Origin of the sequence: Nocardia sp. CA-120079 (genome assembly GCF_050955745.1) — a bacterium.
GTDB lineage: Bacteria > Actinomycetota > Actinomycetes > Mycobacteriales > Mycobacteriaceae > Nocardia.
On the sequence record NZ_CP192088.1, the window covers coordinates 3864867 to 3883972 of the forward strand.

The 19106-nt window shown below is 65.8% G+C and carries 17 protein-coding genes; 11 read left to right on the plus strand and 6 right to left on the minus strand.

The window, feature by feature from the left end; all coding sequences use genetic code 11:
* Nucleotides 1-17: 17 nt before the first annotated feature.
* From ACQPYR_RS17790 to ACQPYR_RS17800, 3 genes are read left to right on the plus strand one after another with little or no spacing between them, the layout of a single operon-like run.
* Nucleotides 18-860, plus strand: a complete 843-nt coding sequence (locus ACQPYR_RS17790) for an SAM-dependent methyltransferase (RefSeq protein ID WP_433633554.1) — start codon at nt 18-20, stop codon at nt 858-860.
* Nucleotides 861-915: 55 nt separating this feature from the next.
* Nucleotides 916-1563, plus strand: a complete 648-nt coding sequence (locus tag ACQPYR_RS17795; protein WP_433633556.1) for a TetR/AcrR family transcriptional regulator — start codon at nt 916-918, stop codon at nt 1561-1563.
* On the plus strand, nt 1560-2168 hold the full coding sequence (locus ACQPYR_RS17800; RefSeq protein ID WP_433633558.1) for an Rv1733c family protein: 609 nt from the start codon (nt 1560-1562) through the stop codon (nt 2166-2168). The genes ACQPYR_RS17795 and ACQPYR_RS17800 overlap by 4 nt, the downstream gene beginning before the upstream one ends.
* Nucleotides 2169-2374: 206 nt before the next feature.
* On the opposite strand, the gene ACQPYR_RS17805 is transcribed toward ACQPYR_RS17800, so the two are convergent.
* A complete protein-coding gene (locus ACQPYR_RS17805) occupies nt 2375-3925 on the minus strand; it encodes an acyl-CoA carboxylase subunit beta (protein WP_433633560.1) in 1551 nt (516 codons plus the stop codon).
* 402 nt (nt 3926-4327) lie between these two features.
* On the opposite strand from ACQPYR_RS17805, the gene ACQPYR_RS17810 reads away from it, so the two are divergent.
* From ACQPYR_RS17810 to ACQPYR_RS17820, 3 genes are read left to right on the plus strand one after another with little or no spacing between them, the layout of a single operon-like run.
* Nucleotides 4328-5299, plus strand: coding sequence for a transcriptional regulator (locus ACQPYR_RS17810; protein ID WP_433633562.1), 972 nt, complete (start codon nt 4328-4330; stop codon nt 5297-5299).
* Nucleotides 5300-5345: 46 nt separating this feature from the next.
* Nucleotides 5346-6296 carry an acyl-ACP desaturase gene (locus ACQPYR_RS17815; RefSeq protein ID WP_433633564.1) on the plus strand — a complete coding sequence of 317 codons (951 nt, stop codon included), beginning with the start codon at nt 5346-5348 and terminating at the stop codon, nt 6294-6296.
* Nucleotides 6293-7303, plus strand: coding sequence for an alpha/beta hydrolase (locus ACQPYR_RS17820; protein ID WP_433633566.1), 1011 nt, complete (start codon nt 6293-6295; stop codon nt 7301-7303). Before ACQPYR_RS17815 ends, ACQPYR_RS17820 begins: the two co-directional genes overlap by 4 nt.
* Before the next feature lie 148 nt (nt 7304-7451).
* Here the strand turns inward: ACQPYR_RS17820 and ACQPYR_RS17825 are convergent, their stop codons facing one another.
* Nucleotides 7452-7919 carry a hypothetical protein gene (locus ACQPYR_RS17825; RefSeq protein WP_433633568.1) on the minus strand — a complete coding sequence of 156 codons (468 nt, stop codon included), beginning with the start codon at nt 7917-7919 and terminating at the stop codon, nt 7452-7454.
* Between the two features lie 80 nt (nt 7920-7999).
* Nucleotides 8000-10729 (minus strand): discoidin domain-containing protein, encoded by a 2730-nt coding sequence (locus ACQPYR_RS17830; protein WP_433633569.1) that lies wholly within the window; start codon nt 10727-10729, stop codon nt 8000-8002.
* A gap of 157 nt (nt 10730-10886) precedes the next feature.
* Here ACQPYR_RS17830 and ACQPYR_RS17835 point away from each other — a divergent pair, with 157 nt between their 5' ends.
* A complete protein-coding gene (locus ACQPYR_RS17835) occupies nt 10887-11918 on the plus strand; it encodes an LLM class flavin-dependent oxidoreductase (protein WP_433633571.1) in 1032 nt (343 codons plus the stop codon).
* On the opposite strand, the gene ACQPYR_RS17840 is transcribed toward ACQPYR_RS17835, so the two are convergent.
* Together ACQPYR_RS17840 and ACQPYR_RS17845 are read right to left on the minus strand one after the other, a co-directional pair.
* Nucleotides 11879-12931 (minus strand): fused (3R)-hydroxyacyl-ACP dehydratase subunits HadA/HadB, encoded by a 1053-nt coding sequence (locus tag ACQPYR_RS17840; RefSeq protein ID WP_433633573.1) that lies wholly within the window; start codon nt 12929-12931, stop codon nt 11879-11881. The two genes, ACQPYR_RS17835 and ACQPYR_RS17840, sit on opposite strands and share 40 nt — an antisense overlap.
* Nucleotides 12932-12963: 32 nt before the next feature.
* Nucleotides 12964-13428, minus strand: a complete 465-nt coding sequence (locus tag ACQPYR_RS17845; protein WP_433633575.1) for a YdcF family protein — start codon at nt 13426-13428, stop codon at nt 12964-12966.
* A gap of 277 nt (nt 13429-13705) precedes the next feature.
* On the opposite strand from ACQPYR_RS17845, the gene ACQPYR_RS17850 reads away from it, so the two are divergent.
* Both ACQPYR_RS17850 and ACQPYR_RS17855 read left to right on the plus strand, forming a co-directional pair.
* Complete coding sequence (locus tag ACQPYR_RS17850; protein ID WP_433633577.1) at nt 13706-14917, plus strand: esterase/lipase family protein; 1212 nt, start codon at nt 13706-13708, stop codon at nt 14915-14917.
* A 229-nt stretch (nt 14918-15146) separates the two neighbouring features.
* A complete protein-coding gene (locus ACQPYR_RS17855) occupies nt 15147-15947 on the plus strand; it encodes a VOC family protein (RefSeq protein WP_433633579.1) in 801 nt (266 codons plus the stop codon).
* Nucleotides 15948-15961: 14 nt separating this feature from the next.
* On the opposite strand, the gene ACQPYR_RS17860 is transcribed toward ACQPYR_RS17855, so the two are convergent.
* Nucleotides 15962-16915, minus strand: coding sequence for an AsnC family transcriptional regulator (locus ACQPYR_RS17860; protein WP_433633581.1), 954 nt, complete (start codon nt 16913-16915; stop codon nt 15962-15964).
* A gap of 85 nt (nt 16916-17000) precedes the next feature.
* On the opposite strand from ACQPYR_RS17860, the gene ACQPYR_RS17865 reads away from it, so the two are divergent.
* Complete coding sequence (locus ACQPYR_RS17865) at nt 17001-17882, plus strand: VOC family protein (protein WP_433633583.1); 882 nt, start codon at nt 17001-17003, stop codon at nt 17880-17882.
* On the plus strand, nt 17879-19093 hold the full coding sequence (locus ACQPYR_RS17870) for a carboxylesterase/lipase family protein (protein WP_433633585.1): 1215 nt from the start codon (nt 17879-17881) through the stop codon (nt 19091-19093). The genes ACQPYR_RS17865 and ACQPYR_RS17870 overlap by 4 nt, the downstream gene beginning before the upstream one ends.
* The last annotated feature ends 13 nt before the right edge of the window (nt 19094-19106 follow it).

The window sequence follows — 19106 nt, forward strand, 5'->3', positions numbered from 1 at the left end:
GGACGAAGGTGTTGACAATGACCGACGATGCTGCGCCCACGACTCGGCTCGACCGGGAAATCGATCAGAGCAAACCGAGTATCGCCAGGGTCTATGACTATCTGCTGGGCGGCAAGGACAACTACCTGGTCGACCAGGAGATCGGTGATCACTTCAAGCTGAACCTGCCAGGTTCGGTGGCGATCGCCTTTACCAGCAGGCAGGCGCTGACCCGCGGGGTGCGCGATATGGCCCGCGCGGGGATGCGGCAGTTCATCGACTTCGGCAGCGGTCTGCCGACCGCCGACAATGTGCATCAGGTCGCGAAGCGGCACACCGCCGACGCCCGGGTGGTCTACGTCGACAATGATCCGATCGTGCTCGCACACGGTCGTGCGCTGCTGGCTACCGATAAGAACACCACGGTGATCCAGGCCGACGCCCGCGATCCCAAGTCGATCCGCGATCATCCGGATATCGCGCGGCTGATCGATTTCGAGCAGCCCGTCGGCGTCATCTTCAGTTCGATCCTGCACCACTTCAACGACGACGAGGATCCGGCCGCCGTGGTGCGCTTCTGGAACGACCAGATTCCTTCCGGCAGTCACGTATTGATCACGCACTTCCGATCCGGGCACAATCCGGAGACCACCGCGGCCGAACAGAAGCTGCAGGCTACCTTCGGCCGCGGCCGCTGGCGCGATACCGAGGAGATTCGCGACCTCTTCGGCGCCCTCGAAGTCCTCGAACCCGATATCGTTCCATCGGCGCAGTGGCGACCGGATGTGGCCGCCGGTGACGCGGCGTCGGTCGGCAGCCCGGGGCGCGAGCTCACCGTCTGGGAGCAGCTCATCGTCACCGGGCTGGCACGGAAACCCTGATACGAATCACACCGAACTAATGTCCCGATGGGACAATAGGGCGTAGACTGCGGATATGGGTATCGACGACGCGGTCGACCTCGACGGCCGTCGGCTGCGCACGCTCCGCAGTCGCGCGGCAATGTCGCGCGCCGCATTCGATCTGCTCAACGAGCGCGGGTTGGGCGCGGTGGCCGTCGAGGACATCGCGGAGCGCGCCGGGGTCACCCGGCGGACCTTCAGTCGTCATTTCTCCTCCATCGAGGATGCCGTGCTCGGTGAAATCGACCAGGATGTGCACCTGTTCAACGAGGCGCTGTGCCGCCGGCCCGCTGGCGAGTCGCCGCTGGTCGCCTACCGCAATGCCCTGCACGACTGGCTGGCCACCGAGCACACCGGCGCGAAGGCGGCGCGCCTGGCCCGACGCTGGGCGCTGTTCCAACTCTTCGAGACGGAACCGACACTGGCCGCAGGCTATCAGCGCATCCGACTCGACGGGCAGCGCGAATCCGTGCGGATCATCGCCGCCAGACTCGATGTCGATCCCGCGGTGGACCGGCGTCCGGAGGCGGCTGTTGCGGCCGGGACCGGACTGCTCATCGCCGCACTGCAGGTCTGGGGCGCGGGCTCGGACACCGACGGACTCCCCGATCTCATCGACACATTCTTCGACACCCTTAACGGGCTGACAGCTGAATTCCAGAGCGAGGTGTCATCGTCATGACCGCAGCAACCGGGTCACCCAGCGTTGTCCGCCGCACCTGCCGCCGGGTCGGCCTGGATCGAAATCCGATGCGCCGCCGCGAGGATCGCCTGCAACTGGCGGTCGCCGCGGTGCTCACGCTGTTGTTCCTGATCATCGCCCCGGTGCTGTCGATGGCGATCGGCGGCCGGATCTACCAGACGGAGGACCGCATCGCGCGCGCCGAGGCGGCGCAGTTACACGAAGTCGACGCGACCGTGCTCGAGGTCGGCAAAGCGCCGCTCTACGCGCCCATCACCCCGGCTCGGGTGCAGTGGCGCGACGCCGACGGTGTCACGCACACCAGCGACTACCAGGCCACCGGAGTGATGAAAGCCGGTGCCACGGTGAAGATTTGGCTCGACGGCTCGGGCAAGGTCACCGAGCCGCCGTCGGATACCCGGGCACTGAGCAAGGCATTGCTGATCACCACGGGCATGGTCTTCGGGATCGCGGTCTGTTTCGGCTGCGGATACGCACTGCTGCGCCGCGCGCTCGATCGGCGCAGGGCCCGGTTGTGGGAGACCGAATGGGCCACGGTGGAACGCACTTGGGGCAACCACGGGACACGTCCGGATCAGGCCTAGTTTCAAGTGCGGCGCGCCCACTCGCCAGTGGGTAGGGACACTCTCGGTGGGCGCGCCGCGTACCCGGCCGTCGTGCGGCGAACACGGGTCGGGCACGGATGACGTTAGGGCACAGCGGTATCGGGCCGCGTGGCGAGCGAACCAACATCGGATATCACACGACCGATACGCGTTTGTGCTGTGACACAACACAAACGGGCCGACGACTAGACCGGGAAGAGGCTGTGCTTGCGCGGGTTGTGCTTCCTGACCGCGCCCTTCTCGCGCAACAGGCGCAGCGCCCTGCGAATCTCCAGCCGGGTCTGCGACGGTTCGACGACGGCATCGATGTAGCCGCGTTCGGCCGCGGTCCACGGAGTGGCGACGGTGGCGTTGTAGAAGTCGATCATCTGCTGGCGCACGGTAGCGCGCTGGTCGGGCGGGGTCGCCTCCAGCTGCCTGCGGCCGATGATGCCGACCATGCTCTCGGCGCCCATTACCGCGATCTGTGCCGTCGGCCAGGCCAGTGCAAGATCCGCGCCCAGCGGTTTGCAGCCCATCACCGCATAGCCGCCGCCGTAGGCCTTGCGCGTCACGATCGAGACGATCGGCACCGTGGCCTCGATGACCGCGCGGAAGAACCGGCCGCCGCGCTTGATGACGCCATTGCGTTCCTCTTCGAGACCGGGCAGCACCCCCGGGGTGTCGACGACGAAGATCAGCGGCAGGCCGAAGGCGTCGCACAGCCGGATGAAATATGCCGCCTTATCCGAGCACAGTCCGTCCAGCGCGCCGCCGAGTACCTGCGGCTGATTGGCGACCACGCCCACACTGCGACCGTCGACCCTGGCGAATCCGGTGATCAGGTTCTGGGCGGTACCAGCGCTGATCTCGTGGAACTCGCCGTCGTCGAAGATGCGCAGCAGCACCTCGTGCATGTCGTAACCGGACCGGTCGGAATCCGGAATGATCGAGTTCAGCTCGAGGTCGTGTGCAGTGGTTTCGGGTTCCAGTCCCGGATTCACCACCGGAGCCTGTTCGAGGCAGCTCGACGGCAGGTAGCTCAGATAGCTGCGGACCCAGTCGAAGGCGGCCTGCTCGTCGGCGGCGACATGGTGCACGGTGCCATTGGCCTGCAGGGCGGCGGCGCCGCCGAGATCGTCGGCGCTGACCACCTCGCCCGTCACGCCCTTGATCACCTCCGGGCCGGTGACGAACATATACGACTTCTCGGTCGCGACCAGCACATCCATATTCACCGGACCGTAGACCGACCCGGCCGCGCATTTGCCGAGCATGACCGCCACCATCGGCACGAAGCCGGACAGATCCTCCTGGCGTCGGCACATCAGCGCGTACCAGGCCAGTGAGGTCACCGCCTCCTGGATGCGGGCGCCGCCGGAATCGTTGATCGACACCACCGGGCAGGCGTTCTCCTGTGCGAACTCCATTGCGGCGGCGACTTTTCGGCCGAACATCTCGCCGACCGAACCGCCGTGCACGGTCTGGTCGTGGGCGATGACGACGACCGGCCGGCCGTCGATGTAGCCGCGGCCGGTCACCACACCGTCGCCGTACATGCCGTCGGTGCTGCCCGGCTGTCGCACCAGCGCGCCCATTTCCACGAAGGAGCCCTGGTCCAACAGCATGCGCACGCGCTCGCGCGCGCTCGGTATGCCCTTTTTCTTGCGTTTCGCGATGCCGGTCTCGCCGGCGGGTTCCTCGGCGAGCTCCAGGATGTCCCGGAGTTCCTCGAGCTTTTCTCGCGTGCCGCTCATATGGGGTATGCCATCCTTCGAACTAGTCGCCTGTACTGTCCGGGTCCACCGAACGGTACAAGGCGCTCGATGCTATCGGGTGTAGGACCCGCAGCACAGGGACTCAACTTTAGTCATGGGACGGCTCACCGGTCCGCCGGGTGTGCCGTCCTCGGTGCCGTCGGTGGATCATCGCCGGGCGTTACAGCCACCGCGCCGAAGTGTCGCACCCGCGTCAGTGTCCCCGTGGAGCACTCGGTGTCGCCGACTATATCCGGTCATCCGAATGACCGGAAATATTGGACCGAGAATCGCTCCGCTGCTTGTGATTTCGCCCAAGCTGTTCGGCACGGTGTGATGACTTTCCTAATTAGCGGGCCGGGTATGCAATTTCGGTACGAATGCCGCTAGCCTTTCGGAGTCATGGTGGGCAGACAGGCTGGTTCGGGCAGCAAGAGCCTGGAATCGAAACTGGTCGAACATTTGACTTTTCAGGCCCGGCGCACGCAGCGCGGAGATCTCGGTACTATCACGCGCACCTGTTTGGCGGAGGCCGCGCAAGTGCTGGAACCGCAGCTGGATCCGGTCCCGGAGCAGCCCGCGGTGATCACCGGATCGGCCGCGCGGTGGGCCCGCGAGGGGGTGGCGCTGGAAACTGTGCTGGACGCCTATCACGACGGTGTGCGGGTCGGACTGGAATTCCTTGCCGATCAGGCGGCGGACGAGGATGCCGATCAGGTGGCGGCCGCGGCCGGATTGATCGTGCGCGTGCTGGAAATGGTGACGACGGCGACATCCACGGCCTATCTGGATGAACACCGCCAGGTCGCCCGGGAACAGCAGACCGCCGCACAGACTCTGGTATCGGCGCTGCTCAGCGGGCACGGCGTTGCACGGCTGGCCGGTCGCGCCGGCATCAACGTCGCCGCGTCCTATCAAGTCGTCGCCCTCGCGATTCCCGCACATCCGGACGAGCGAAGACGCGGTCTGGGTGCGCCGTCCGCGGCCCGACGGAAGTTGCGCCGGGTGCAGGCGGCGCTGGCGATGCCGCTCGGTTCCCGGGCACTGTCGCTGCTGTCCGATGAGGGCGGCACGGTCCTGGTGCCGATCGACGAGGTATCCGCCATGACACCGCTCGCACTCACTCCAGACGTGCTCGAGCTGGTCAGCGAGGCTGCCGAGGTACCGCTGACCGCGGTGGTGGCCTCCGGTGAAACCGCTCGGATTCCCGAATTGGCCGGATCGGCACAGGAACGGCTCGCCCGACTTCTCGCCGAAGGCTGGGAGCCGGGGCTCTATCGGCTGGCCGATCTGCCGGGTTGTGACGGTTTCCAGCCAGGTCGTCGAGCTGTCGTCACCTCGCCCAATGATCGTCGAATCACCCGTTCGGCCTGAACAAGCCCGCTTATGGTCGATTCGGGGAGTGAACAAAGGAGCACGTGTGACGACCGCGTTGACCGATCTCGACATTTTGCGCGAACTGGAGCCCGTCGCCGAACGTCATCTCGACGAGCATCTGCGCAAGGCCAAGGAGTGGCACCCGCACGACTATGTGCCGTGGGACGACGGCCGGAATTTCGCCGCCATGGGCGGTATCGATTGGCAACCGGAACAATCTCGGCTGTCGGAGGTCGCGCGGACCGCCATGGTGACCAACCTGCTCACCGAGGACAATCTGCCCTCCTATCACCGGGAGATCTCGGAGTCGTTTTCGCAGGACGGTGTCTGGGGCACTTGGGTCGGGCGCTGGACCGCGGAGGAAAACCGTCATGCGATCGTCATGCGCGATTATCTGGTGGTCACTCGCGCGGTGGATCCGGTGGCCCTGGAACAGGCCAGAATGGCGCATATGACAACGGGTGTCGCGAAGCCGGAGAAAGGCCCGCAGTTCCTGCGTTCGGTCGCATATGTAACGTTGCAGGAGCTGGCGACCAGAATAAGTCACAGAAATACCGGCGCCGCCTGTAATGAGCCCGTCGCCGAGCGTATGCTGCAACGGATTGCCGCCGACGAGAACCTGCATATGATCTTCTACCGCAACCTCAGTGCCGCCGCCCTCGACCTCGCACCCGACGAGGCCATGCGTGCGGTCACCGATATCGTCACGCGGTTCCAGATGCCCGGACTCACTCAGCCCAACTTCCGGCGAAACGCGGTGGTACTGGCCAAAAACGGCATCTACGACTTGCGTCAGCATCTGGATGTCGTGCTGCGGCCGGTGTTGCGCGCCTGGAATGTCTTCGAGCGCACCGATCTGTCCGACGAGGGCGAGCGCGCCCGCGACGAGCTCGGCGCCTACCTCGACGAATTAGCCATCAAGGCAACACGTTTCGAGGAGCAGCGCGACCGGGCCGCGGCCAGACAGGCGAATCGAGCCGCCGTCGTACTATGAGTTTTCGAGCACCGATCACCGCGGCGGCGATGGCCCTCATCGCCACGCTGGCGTCCGTGCCCGCAGTCGCGGATCCGCCCGCTGTCGATCCGGCCATGACACGGACCGGAACTATCAGCATCGAGACGGTCGGGCCGCGGCACGAACGTTTCGCCATCGCGTCGGCCGCCATGCGTCGGGTCATCACGGTGGATGTGTTGCACGGCAGCGGTTCCGGACCGCGTCCGCTGCTGTATCTGCTCGATGGCGTCGACGGCGAGGCGGTCTCGGGGTGGCTGACCAAGGGGCATGCGGCGGAGTTCTTCGCGGATAAACCGGTCGATGTGGTGTTGACCAGCGGTGGCACCGGGAGCATGTACAGCGACTGGTTGCGCCGCGACGCCACTCTCGGGGTCAACCGCTGGGAAACCTTTCTCACCGCCGAGCTGCCGCCGATTATCGAGTCGTATCTGAAAACCGATGGGCGGCGGGCGATCGCGGGTGTGTCCATGGGTGCGCAGGCGGCCATGATGCTTGCCCAGCGGAATCCGGGGCGATACCGTGCGGTCGCGGGAATGAGTGGATGTTATTCCACCGCAGACGATCTCGGCCGGGCGGTCACCACGATCACCGTCGCGTCGCGCGGTGGCAATGTCGAAAACCTCTGGGGCCCACCCGGATCGCCGGAGTGGAGTGCGCACGACAGCCTGCTCGGCGCACCGCAGCTACGTGGCACCTCGATCTACCTGGCCGCGGCGACCGGCCTGCCGACCGATGCCGACCTTGTCGCGGTATCGCGTGCGTCCGACCTCGGTGAAGCCTTGAAGACGGCAGGCGGGGGTCTGGCCCTCGAGGCCGGTGCGCGCTCGTGTACCGAACGCTTCGCGGCACGACTGGCGGAGCTGAATATCCCGGCCACCGTCGACTACGCCCCGACGGGTATGCACACCTGGCCCGACTTCGAGGCCCAGCTGCCGCGGGCCTGGCGCGTGCTGGCACCGGCGCTCGGCCTGCCCGACCCGCACTGATTCACTCGACACTCCGAGCCGGCGAGGCTCGTCTTGGTGCGGCGCGTCGGTAGCTCGTCTATCTCGCGCGGCTGCGCCGGCAATCCGCCGCCGCGGCCAAGTGGTACGCGGCCGACGCGCTGGACCGATTGGCGCTGAAGGTGGCGGACTAACCGGGCAGTGTTGTCGTGGTGGCACAGGCGCTGTCGCGCAGGAGTTTCGCTGTGGTGTCGAGTGGAATGTCGTACCAGAGATCGAGTTCCAGTCGGTTCCCGGCACCGATGGTCACCTCGGTCGGTTGACGTTTGATGGCCATGGCATCGTTGCTGACCGGATGTGTGGTGCCCGCGGCGTCGTCGAGTTGGTAGTCGGTGGTGTGGGTCGTATGGAATGTGTTGTCGGCGTTGACAATCGCCACTCGAACGCGAACGAACTGCCCCTTGGGCAGCCATTCGGCATGCGTGCCGGAGATATAGCCGTGCCCGGGCTCGACAACGAGCGCGGTGATTTCCAACTTGATGCAATCCGCCGGTGTGCGGACGTAATCCGTGGTCGTAACGGTCGTTGCGCTCGGCGTCGCTGTCGGGTCAGCGCAGGCTGCGAGCGGGAGGAACAAGAGCGAAAGCAACTGACGCACCCGTCTCATGCTAGGGCCCGACCCGGGGTGACGTGCCCGTATTGTGCACCGGAACCAATCGGAGCGCCCAGGAGTGCGGATCAGGTTCGGGGGCCGGTGATTTCGAGTTCTCGGAGGGTGGGGTGCGGGGTTGGGGTCGAGAGTTCCAGGCGGATGTAGCGGGTCGAGAGGGGAGTGGGAAGGGTTCCGGTGGTTGGGTCGGGGGTGATCGGGGTCCAGGTCTGATTGTCGAGGGAGGTGGTGAATGTGGTTGGGGTGGGGGCGGTCCAGTGCGGGAGGATCCGTGCGATGTGGGTTTCCTGGCCTAGGTCGACGGTGAGGGTGGCGGTGGGGGTGTTGGGGGACCAGCTGGTGGCGGGGGTGCCGTCCACGGCGGCTTCGGCATATTTGCCGGGTTCGTCGGAGCTGGTGGTGACCGGTTTGCAGCGGGCCAGGTTGTCGGTGGGGGTCCGGTCGGGGCGCCGGGTCGGAACGGTCAGTTCGCTGTCGAGGCGGTGGGTTTCGGTATCGGTTCGGACCGGTAGCGGTTGTCCGTCGGTCAAGGTCAGTTCGGTTTTATCGGGACCGATGGTGGCGTCGAAAGTTCGTCCCTGCCAGTGGATTCCACGGATGGTGAGGCCGTCGGTGAGTTCGGGTGGAAGGGTTGGGGCGATCCGGATTTCGTCGGTGTCGAAGCGCAGGCCCAGTAGGCCGTTGGTGAAAGTCTGCAGGAAGCCGCCTGCCGCGGTGACGAAGGTGAAGGCGGGCGCACCGGCGAGCGGGTCCTTCGATCCGACTTTGGCCCCGCGGGCTTCGGCGAACTGGCCGAAGGGGGCGCGGACGAACGGGCGTGCGGCGCGCTCGAGGAAGGTGTCGGCGGCACAGCCGGGGACACCGATTCTCGCCGCGTCGATGGCGTGCACCGAATCGGTCATCGCTGGACCGTCGGGATCGGTTCGCTCCGAATAGTATTCGAGCACATTGGCCGCCACATCCGGCGGCATCGGCCAGTCCAGGGGATAGATCAGTAGTGCGGTGTCGGCCTGTTTGATGGGAGTGCCCGTGTAGCCGTCGAATTGGACGAAGATCCGTTGATTGCGATCGAACGGCATGCGCAGCCCATCGGCGATCGCGGTCCACTCGGGCCGGTGCGGTTCGCCCAGAATCTGCGCCGCGCGGGTGGCATTGCGCAGGGCGAGGGCGGCGACAGCATTGGTGTAGACCGCGTCGTCCACCCCGTTGCTGTACTCGTCGGGACCCGCGACATTGCGAATCGAGTAGCTGCCGTCGTCGTTGCGCGTCACCCGCGAGGCCCAGAATTCGGCGAGCGCGCGCAGCACCGGCCAGCCGCGTTCGCGCAGATAGCCGGTATCGCCGGTGGCCGCGTAGTACTGCCAGGCCGCCAGGGACGCATCGCCTTGCAGATGGATCTGGGTCAGGCAGTGCGGCGGATCCCAGCTGTGGCATTCGTCGAGATCGCCACGGCTCGCACTGGTCCACGGATAGAACGCGCCACGGTAGCCGAGCCGCTTGGCGTTCGCTCGGGCGGCGGGCAATGTCCGAAAGCGGTAGTCCACCACCGATTTCGCCAACTCCGGTGCGAACTGCAGCAATCCGGGGAACATCCAGATGTCCGCATCCCAGAACACCGCGCCGCCATAGTTGTCGCTGCTGAGCCCGACGGGCGAAATGCTGTTGTCCTGTTGGGAGTTCGTGCTCGAATACAGCGAATACAGCGCACCGCGCGCCCAGGTCTGCACATCGGGTTGACCGGGCACCTCGATGTCGCCGCGCCACCGTGCCCGCCAGGCCGCGGATGTTTCCGCGAGCAGGTTCGCCCACCCCGTCCGCACGGCCCGCTGTGCCGACTCGAGCGCGGTCGCCGCCGGATCAGGAGAGGTACGGGTGGTGTCGACCCCGACGAACTTCGCCAACTGATACGTGCCGCCGTCGCGCACCGGAAACCGAACATCCTGGCGCGCACTGAGATCGCGGCCCAGTGGCATCGGCTGAATCGCGTTCGAAGCGATACCCGCCCCCGGCCGCAGCACCGAGAAGATATCGCCGCCGACATCGGTGCCGTCGGCACGGAATCCGACCCGGATGGTGTCGTCATCGCGAGCGCCGACCTCGGACTGGCCGACCCGACGCGCGCCGGCGCCGTCGACGAGATCGGAGACGACCATCTCGCCCGACCAGTGCGGCATCACCGTGACGTGCACCGCGCCGACATGCTGATCCGCCTGGTCGGTGAGCACGTCGTAGACCAGATCGGTGGCCTTGCCATCGGGCGCGCTCCAGGTCAGCCGGGTCCGCACCAGTCCGCAGCGCAGGTGCAGTGTTTGCGTGAAGTTCGAGATCTGAGCAGCGGGTGTGGCGGGCGAGTAGGTGTGCTCGCCGACGCCGACGAGCAATCCGGACCAGTTCGGAATGGCCGCGGCGACCTCGCGGTTGTCGGCTACACCCGGAGTGTGCGCATAAAGACCGGCGACGAAAGCGCCGTCGTAGGCGGGCGTGTAGAGCGGCCAGCCGGTCGTCTCATCGGTCGCGGTGTATCCCATGCCGCGCGGTGGCACACGCAATCCGAGATAGCCGTTCCCGACGAACGGATGTGCATCGATCGGCACGTCCACCTGATCGTTCGACGGCGCCCAGCCGGGAGCCGAGCCCGATGGGTCGTCCGGACATGCACCACTGGCAACTCGATCGGTGTGACGCACCGCGACCAGCACCGCTGTAACCGCCAACATGATCACCGCCGTTAGCGCGATACCCAACACAATGGTGGTGCGACGGCTCACACGTTGGAACAACTGGCCGATCCGGGACATTCGCGCCTCCACGTCGAGCTCGACGTTCGTGCCGAGCCGCGATACGCGTCGACGACCGCAGGACCGGCTACCGGGTTACGCAGGTGTGATTCCCATTGTTCCATCCACAACGATCCGCGCGGTGGAATGCGGCGGCGCCCGGGGTGTTGACACACATATGACTTCGGTACTCGATGCGGTGCGGTTTTCGATTCTGGATCGCTCGCGCGTACGACGCGGACAGAGCCACCCGGAGGCACTGCGGGAGACCGTGGAGTTCGCGCGCTCGGCCGAGGATTGGGGATATCACCGGTTCTGGGTCTCGGAGCACCACAGCGTGCCCGGCGTCGCAGGCTCGGCGCCAACCGTGCTGGCCGCGGCTGCCGCTGCGGTGACTTCGCGGATCCGAATCGGGACCGGCGGGGTGATGCTGCCGAACCATCAGCCATTGGTCGTGGCCGAGCAATTCGGTGCCCTGGAATCGCTGTACCCAGGGCGGATCGATATGGGGCTCGGGCGTTCGGTGGGTTTCACCGATGGGGTGCGACGGGCGCTCGGACACGGCAAGAGCGACGCCGACGATTTCGATCAGCAGCTCACCGATGTGCTCGAATACTTCACGCGCGGCAAGTCGGGTGTGCACGCTTGGCCTGCGGAGGGGTTGCGGGTACCCGCATTCCTGCTGGCCACCGGCTCCGGTGCGGAGCGCGCTGCGCGTTTCGGCCTGCCGCTGGTCATCGCCTCGATCGCCGGAACGGGGCGCATGGTCGAGGCGATCGACCACTATCGCGCGGAATTCCGGCCGACGCCCTGGGGGTCCGAACCGTATGTCGTCGTATCCGGTGCGGTGGTGATCGCCGATTCGACCGCCGAAGCCCATCGGCTGTTGCTGCCCGAGGCGTGGTCGAGCGCGTATTCCCGTACGCGCGGTGAGTTTCCGGTGCTGATTCCACCCGCGGAGATCGAATCCATGACGATGACCGAGCGGGAACGCCGTATCTTCGATGAGGCGCTGCGCGAGCACATCCACGGTACCGAGGATGAGGTCGCGGAGGCGTTGGAAGCCTTGGTCACACGCACCGGCGCGGACGAAATCCTGGTCCACACCAGCACTTACGACCGCGCCGCGCGGCTGGACTCACATCGCAGACTCGCGCGGCTGACCGGACTTCAATCCCGCTTCGGGAAAAGGACTTCCGCCGCCGCGTAGCCGAAAAGCCTACGGCCGTGCGATCTTGCGTCCAGCGCGACCGTGGCCTTACGGCGATGCGAATCGAGTGAGGCTATCCGACCACGGAATTCGATGGCGCTGGCCTGTAGCGGCGGAATGTGCAGATAGTGCGTGTAATGCGCGAACTGGGCGCGGAATCGGGTGGCAGCCGCCGGGTCACCGAGCCAGCCGCCGAGGTACCCGGCGGCCAGGCCGAGTTTGAGCATGCCGGGGGCGACGACGGTCGGTAGACCGGTCGCGTTGGCGGCCTGCTCACTGAACAGCACCGGATTGGTATCACCGGTCACCCCGGCATAATTGACCAGGTCACCGCGCGACAGATGTACGATCCGGGCCGGCAGCTCCGTACCGACCGTAAGAGAGTCGAAATCGACCATGGTTCGCGGTGCGCGGGATGAGATCGGTGCCACGATCGCGTCGCCGTCGCCCGGAACAACGACGCCGGGCGTACCCGGCGCATCTGTGGAGTGCATGGCGATCCGGCCGACCCACTCCGCCGATCCCGCGCCCTCCGGCCTGGTGCGTGCCAGCAGAGCCGTCGACCCGGTCTGGACCACCTCGCCATGCTGGTCGGTCAATACGCTCTTGACCGCGAGTACGTCGTAACCGGCGAAATGCCGGAATGATTCGAAATAGACATCACAGGTGATCCGGTCGCCGGCGACCAGTGGCCGACCGATATCGAGCACCTGGTCCGCGTGCAGGATCCGGTGCGAATCGTAGCCGGTGATGAGGGTATCGAGTATTTCGCGATGGACCCGGAGCAGGATTATCGAGGAGAATGTGGGCGGAGCGATCAAACCGTCGAAGCCGAGCTGCGCGGCCGCCTCCTCGTTCCAATGTGCGGGGTGGAAATCCTGTATCGCGCGGGCGAATTCACGGATCTTTTCCCGTCCGACCTCGTAGGTGGTGGCGGATCGATATCGGTGGTCGAGTAATGCGCGGACCTGGTCGGCTGGGGCGGCAGCAGCATCGACGGCGCTCTTGTTCATGTTTGCTCCTGTGTTGCGGAATGTGGTGCGGCTCAGGGTCTCGGCCCGAACTCCCAAACGAGCGGCGGTACCTTTTCGGGAGTGACCGTGGCGACGACGGCTATTCCGGCATCGCCGAAAAGCGCCGCGGCCCGGTCGATATGGTCTGCGGAGGTCACCACGACGGCGTCGCGCATGCCGATGTCGTGCATGATCCGAGCCGAACGTTCGGCATTCTGCGCGGTCGACACCGCCTCGGGCTCGATATGGACGCGCTCGGCCGGAATGCCGTGTCCGATAAGCCAATCCGCCATCGTCTGCGCCTCGGTGACTCCATTGCGCGGACCGCAGGCCGGCTGTGCAGCAATGCCGCCACCGTCACGGCACCGAGCACGGTTCCCGCGGTCATCCGCGCGACGCCGCGGCCGAAACGGACGGTGGACTCGATCGGGTCGAACATGGCTGCTCCACTCATTAGCCGTCGGGTGGCCGCCGACGGTTGGAAAAGGTGGAACCATGGTCGTGCCGAATATCGCGAATTCCTCGTGATCCGTTGGTGATCTGGAGAATTCACCGAATTCGATCGTGCGAATTGTGTCCGCTACCGCGGCGCCGGAAACCGTCTTTGTGTCGCACCCCTAATGGAGACAAAGCCGTTTCGTGAGGTATCCAGTTACCTTGCCGCCGTATGGGTTTCGCCTGCACCCGGCTTTAGCGTTGGCGCAGTTTCGGTGCCGTCGACCGACATACCTCGGCGCTGCGACTCGAACGCTGTCGTTCTCCAGGAGGCATGTCATGAAACGAAGTAGATGCGGTCGGTCGGTCAGCGCCGCGGTGATGATGGGCGTCTCGGTGCTCGCCATGAGTGTGACCGGGGTCGCAGCCAATGCGAATCCCGATCCGGCGCCGACGGAGCAGACATTGGCCGACTACATCGCCGCGGGCCGGAAGGCGGCGCCGGTCGCTGCCGATTCCGGCAGCGCGGGCAGTTCGGGTTCGGCCTGCACCTCGGGTAGCGGTGCGGGATCGGGCAATGGCTCCGGTGATTGCTACGGCGGCTCCGGTAGCAGTTCCGGATCATCGGGCGGATACGCCAGTGACACAGTAGGTTACGGCCCGCCGAGCACAGCGTGGCTGGCCGCGTTCGGCTACGGTCTGCTGAATCCCGATGTCGCGCCGCCCGGCACCAACGACTGGAACTGCAAGCCGACCGCCGAACACCCGCGCCCGGTGGTCGCACTGCACGGCACGTGGATGAACGCCTACAACGGGTTCGCCTACATGGGCCAGCCGATGAAGGATGCGGGCTTCTGTGTCTTCACCTTCAATTACGGACGCTCGAACCTGCTGGAAGGCGGCGGTCTCGGATCGGTGCTGCCCGGTGTGATGGGCACCGGCTATATCCAGGATTCGGCCGAACAGGTCGCGACCTTCGTCGATCGAGTACTCGCCGCGACCGGCGCGTCCGAGGTCGATATCGTCGCCCACTCGCAGGGCGGTTCGTTGGCCAACTGGTACACCAAGTTCGAGGGTGGTGCGGCCAAGGTGAAGAATCTGGTCACCTTCGGCGCCACGCACCACGGCACCAGCCTCGACGGCATCGGCGCACTGGGCCGGGCCATCAATAACTTCGGGATCGACATTCTCGGCTTCATCGAGATCTTCGTCGGTCACGCGGGCATTCAGCAGACCATCGGCTCGGATTTCGTGAACCAGCTCAACGCCAACGGCGACACCATTCCCGGCGTCGACTACACCGTGGTCGGAACTCGCTACGACGAGGTCACCAACCCCTACGACCTGACCTTCCTGAAGGCGGGTCCGGGCGTGACCGTCCACAACATCACCCTGCAGGACGGTTGCGAACAGGACCTCTCCGACCACCTGACGATCATGTACTCGCCGCGCGCGCTGTCGATCGCGCTCAACGCGCTCGACCCGGCCGGCCATCCGAATCTGGACTGCGCCTTCAACCCGTGGCTGATCGGCGGTGGTGGCCGACTGTGACATCCGAGTAGGCGCGTGGCGGCGTGCCCACCGGGCCGATCCGCACAAATCGGCCCGGTGGGTATTCGCATATCCGAACCCGTGTGGTGTCTGTAAACGTTCGGCAACTCCAAGACATCGGCCAGTGATGCTGGTTCACTACTAGACAACAATGTGATCGGCATCATTTCGGGCGGTGTCAGCGCGTCTGCCCGGTACCGCAGCAATCGACGAGTGAACGGAGATGTAGATGCCTGTTCGAAGCACGCCTTGGTCCGAGGGCACCCCGTGTTGGGTCGACTGCCAGGTCGACGACCCGGTGAAGGCGAGCGAGTTCTACGCCGATCTGTTCGGCTGGACCATCGAGGGCGGCGGGGACGAGGCCGGCGGATATCTGATGGGGATGAAGAACGGGCAGGCTGTCGCTGGGATCGGCCCCAAGCCGCAGCCCGCCATGCCCTCGGTATGGACGACCTACCTCGCCGCCGACAATGCCGACGCGATTGCAGAGAAGGTGGGTGCGGCAGGCGGTCAGGTCGTCATGCCCCCCTTCGACGTGCTCGACGCCGGGCGCATGTTCATCGGGGTCGATACCGTAGGCGCGGCATTCGGCGTCTGGCAGGCCCGTGCGCACAACGGCGCCGCCGTCCACAACGAACACGGCGCCTACTGCTGGAACGAACTGCACACCCGGCAGCTCGACACCGCCAAGAAGTTCTACGCCGATGTCTTCGGTTTCACCTACGCCGATGTCGGCGACGGCAAGAACATGATCTACGCGATGTTCACCCCGCGCGGCGGCGAACAGTCCGCCGGCGGCATGAACGACGACACCGTGATGCCCGGCGAACCCATGCCCAGCTACTGGCTGACCTGGTTCCAGTTCGACGACGTCGACGCCGGGTTGGCGCGGGCCGGCGAGCTCGGCGCGACGGTGCTGATGCCGGCCTCCGACTCGCCTGCCGGCCGGATGGCGATGGTCGCCGCGCCACAGGGTGAGGTATTCGGAATCATCGACACAAACGTGCGGGTGGGGGAGATGCCGCAGTAAACGACCGTCGACGACTAACGAAATATTTGGGCGTCGCGCTTGGCGTGGGAGGCGATCGGTGTGGTTTCCATGCGTTCGATGCCGTCCAGTGTGGTGATCCGCTCGGTGAGGTAGGCATACAGCTCTGCCGAGTTGCGGAAGATCGCGATCGCGATCAGATTGTGCTCGCCGGTGGTGGCGCCGATGAATGCTGCCTCGAAGTCGGAAGCCAAGGCTGTCGCCACAGTCTGGAGCTGATGCGGAACTACGCTCATCCAGATCACGCAGGAGACGGTGAAACCGAATGCGGCGGGGTCGATTTCGACGCTGAACCGCAGGATCCCGGCGCGTCGAAGCTCGTCGAGTCGACGCCGGATCGCTGTCTCGGACCAGCCGATCCGGCGGGTGAGGTCGGGGTAGGAGGTACGGCCGTCGAGCGATAGGGCGGCGAGTAGCCGGTGGTCGAGCTCGGTCAGCGAGAGCGACTGTGTCGCGGCGGTATCCGGTGGTTGCAGTGCCTCGATTTGCGCGGTGGTCAGCGCGCAGGTGCGGCCGCGCCAGCGGCGTTGCATGAAGTGGTGCAGGAGCCGGTGTGCGGAGATATCGAGGACATCGCCGTGCCGGGCGAGTCCGGCCAGCGGTGCCGGGCCGTCGTCGGGAATGCGGAAGATGCACACGATTTCGGTACCGCTGTCCACCACCGTCACCCAGGCGGTGTCCGGTCGCTGGGCGAGGGCGCGCGCCAGCGTGCCGGCGGCACTGGCTCGAACCGTGATTCGGACGATCCACTCGGCGGTAGCGATCGGCCCCGGGGCCGCGACGCCGGTGACTCGGACGAGTCCGTTGGTGCGCAGACGGCCGTAGCGGCGGGCGACGGTACGCGAGGAAACCCCAAGTACCTGGGCGATTGTGCTGTATGCGGCCCGGCCGTCGATCTGTAGTGCGTGCAGCAGTTGCAGGTCGAGATCGTCGAGGGTGTCCGAATCCACCCGATCAGGGTAGACAGATGTCCGAAAACGGCGTCGACCGCCCGATAAGCGGTCTTCGACGCTGTGTTCGAGCAGGCTCGTTCGCATGAACGACGACATGGGCCAGCAGTACATCGGAGCCATCCACCACACCGGTCTCAAGGGCAGTGACTTCGATGCGATGACGAGTAGATACCGGTCCTTCGGATTCACCTTGACCCCACGGTCTCGGCACCTGATGAGCCAGCGGCCGGGGGAACCGGCGATTCTGGGTTGCACCGCCAACGAATGCGCCGTGTTCGGCGACTCGTACATCGAATTGTTCGGCATCGTGGATGCCGCCGCGCCGGACCCATGGCACGCGAAGCGGCTGCCGGATGGATTCCGGATTCTCAATCTGGAGACCGACGACGCCGCGACGGTCAGCGCTGGGCTCATCGAAGCCGGACTGCCCGCTTCCGGTGTGCTCGAGTTGGAACGTGACGTGGACACCGAGGACGGCGTGCGGACCATGCGCGCCCGCACGGTGCACATCGACCCGCGCAGTACGTCTGAGGGTCTGCTCGGCATCTCCCAGCACCTGACCCGCGAATATGTGCACCAGCCACGGTATCTCGACCATCCGAACGGGGCGCGCGGGATCGCGGCGGTGACGATCGTGGCCGCCGACACCGAGTTCGACGAGATCGTCGATCGCTACCGCCGCATCGTTGCGGTCGATCCGACCACCGAGGATTCGTTGACGGTGTTGGCGCACAAAGAGGTTCGACTGGAGTTCGTTCGGGCGTCGGACGCCGACAAGGTGCTGCCTGGTGAGCCGGTGCCTGCGCCGTCGTATTTCGCGGCGATGACCATTCGGGTCGAAGATGTCGAGCACGCGCGTCGGATTGTGGAAAGCACTGTTACGCCGACTCGCACCACCGCGACGGGGTTCTTTGTGTCCGCGCGTGACGCGTACGGCGCCGGACTGACATTCGTCGCGCGATGATCGTCGAGACGGCCGCGGGGAAGATCAGGGGGAGCGCCGACGGTGCGGTAACCGCATTCCGCGGCATTCCATTCGCGACTGCCGAGCGGTTCGGCGCGCCGCGCGCTCCGGAGCCGTGGCCGGGCATCCGCGACTGTATCGAGATCGGCCCGGCCGCACCGCAGTTGGCGTCACGGCTGGAGCGCGTCATGGGTCGGTTCACGATTGGCCAGGCCGAAGACTGTCTGTCGCTGAATGTTTGGGCACCGGCCGGGGCGGGTCATCCGGTGCTGGTTTTCCTGCACGGCGGCGGATTCACCAGCGGCTCGGGCGGATTGGCCTGGTACGACGGCGCGGAGTTGGCCGAGCACGGTGACATCGTGGTCGTCACGATCAACTATCGACTCGGTGTTCTCGGATATCTGTGCCTGCCCGGGGTGAGCGAAGGCAACCTCGGATTGCTCGACCAACTGGCCGCACTGGAGTGGGTGCGCGACAACATCGCCGCGTTCGGCGGGGACCCGGCGCAGGTCACCGTTGCCGGGCAATCCGGCGGGGCGCTCTCGATACTCGCGATGCCGACCGCAACCGCCGGACTTTTCCGGCGTGCGATCCTGCAGAGCACCCCTGCCGGTATGCCGCCCGCGCCACTCGAGGACGCGGCCACTGCCGCGCGAATGCTGTTGAGCGAGTTGGGTCTTGCGTCGGAGGAGCAGCGGCGATTATTCGATGTTCCGGTGGCCGAGCTGCTCTCGGCGCAGTATGCGGTCGCGGCCCGCGTCGGTGGCGCGGCGCCGCCGTATCAACTGGTCGCCGACGGTGTTCTCGTGAGCGACGACTTGGTGCGGTCGGTCTCTGCTAGGGGCATCGAGGTCCTGCTGGGAACGACAAAGGACGAGGCGGCGGCGATGGTCGACGACGCAGCCGACACCGTGACCCACCAACTGTTCCGTGCTCCTACCTTGCGTTTGGCGGAAACCCTTGCCGCGCAGGGAAATGCCGCATGGCTCTACCGGTTCGACTGGCATCCGGCAACCAGCCCCTTCGGTGCCTGTCACTGCCTGGAACTGCCGTTTCTGCTCGGGAACGCGGCAGCGTGGGCGCACGCACCGATGCTCATGGGCGAGCGGCCGCAGGCCCTGGTCGAGGACATGCGCGAGCGCTGGATCGGCTTCATCCGCCACGGCGACCCCGGCTGGTCCCGCGCCACCGAACACCACATAAACACCTGACGAGTTCCTGCCG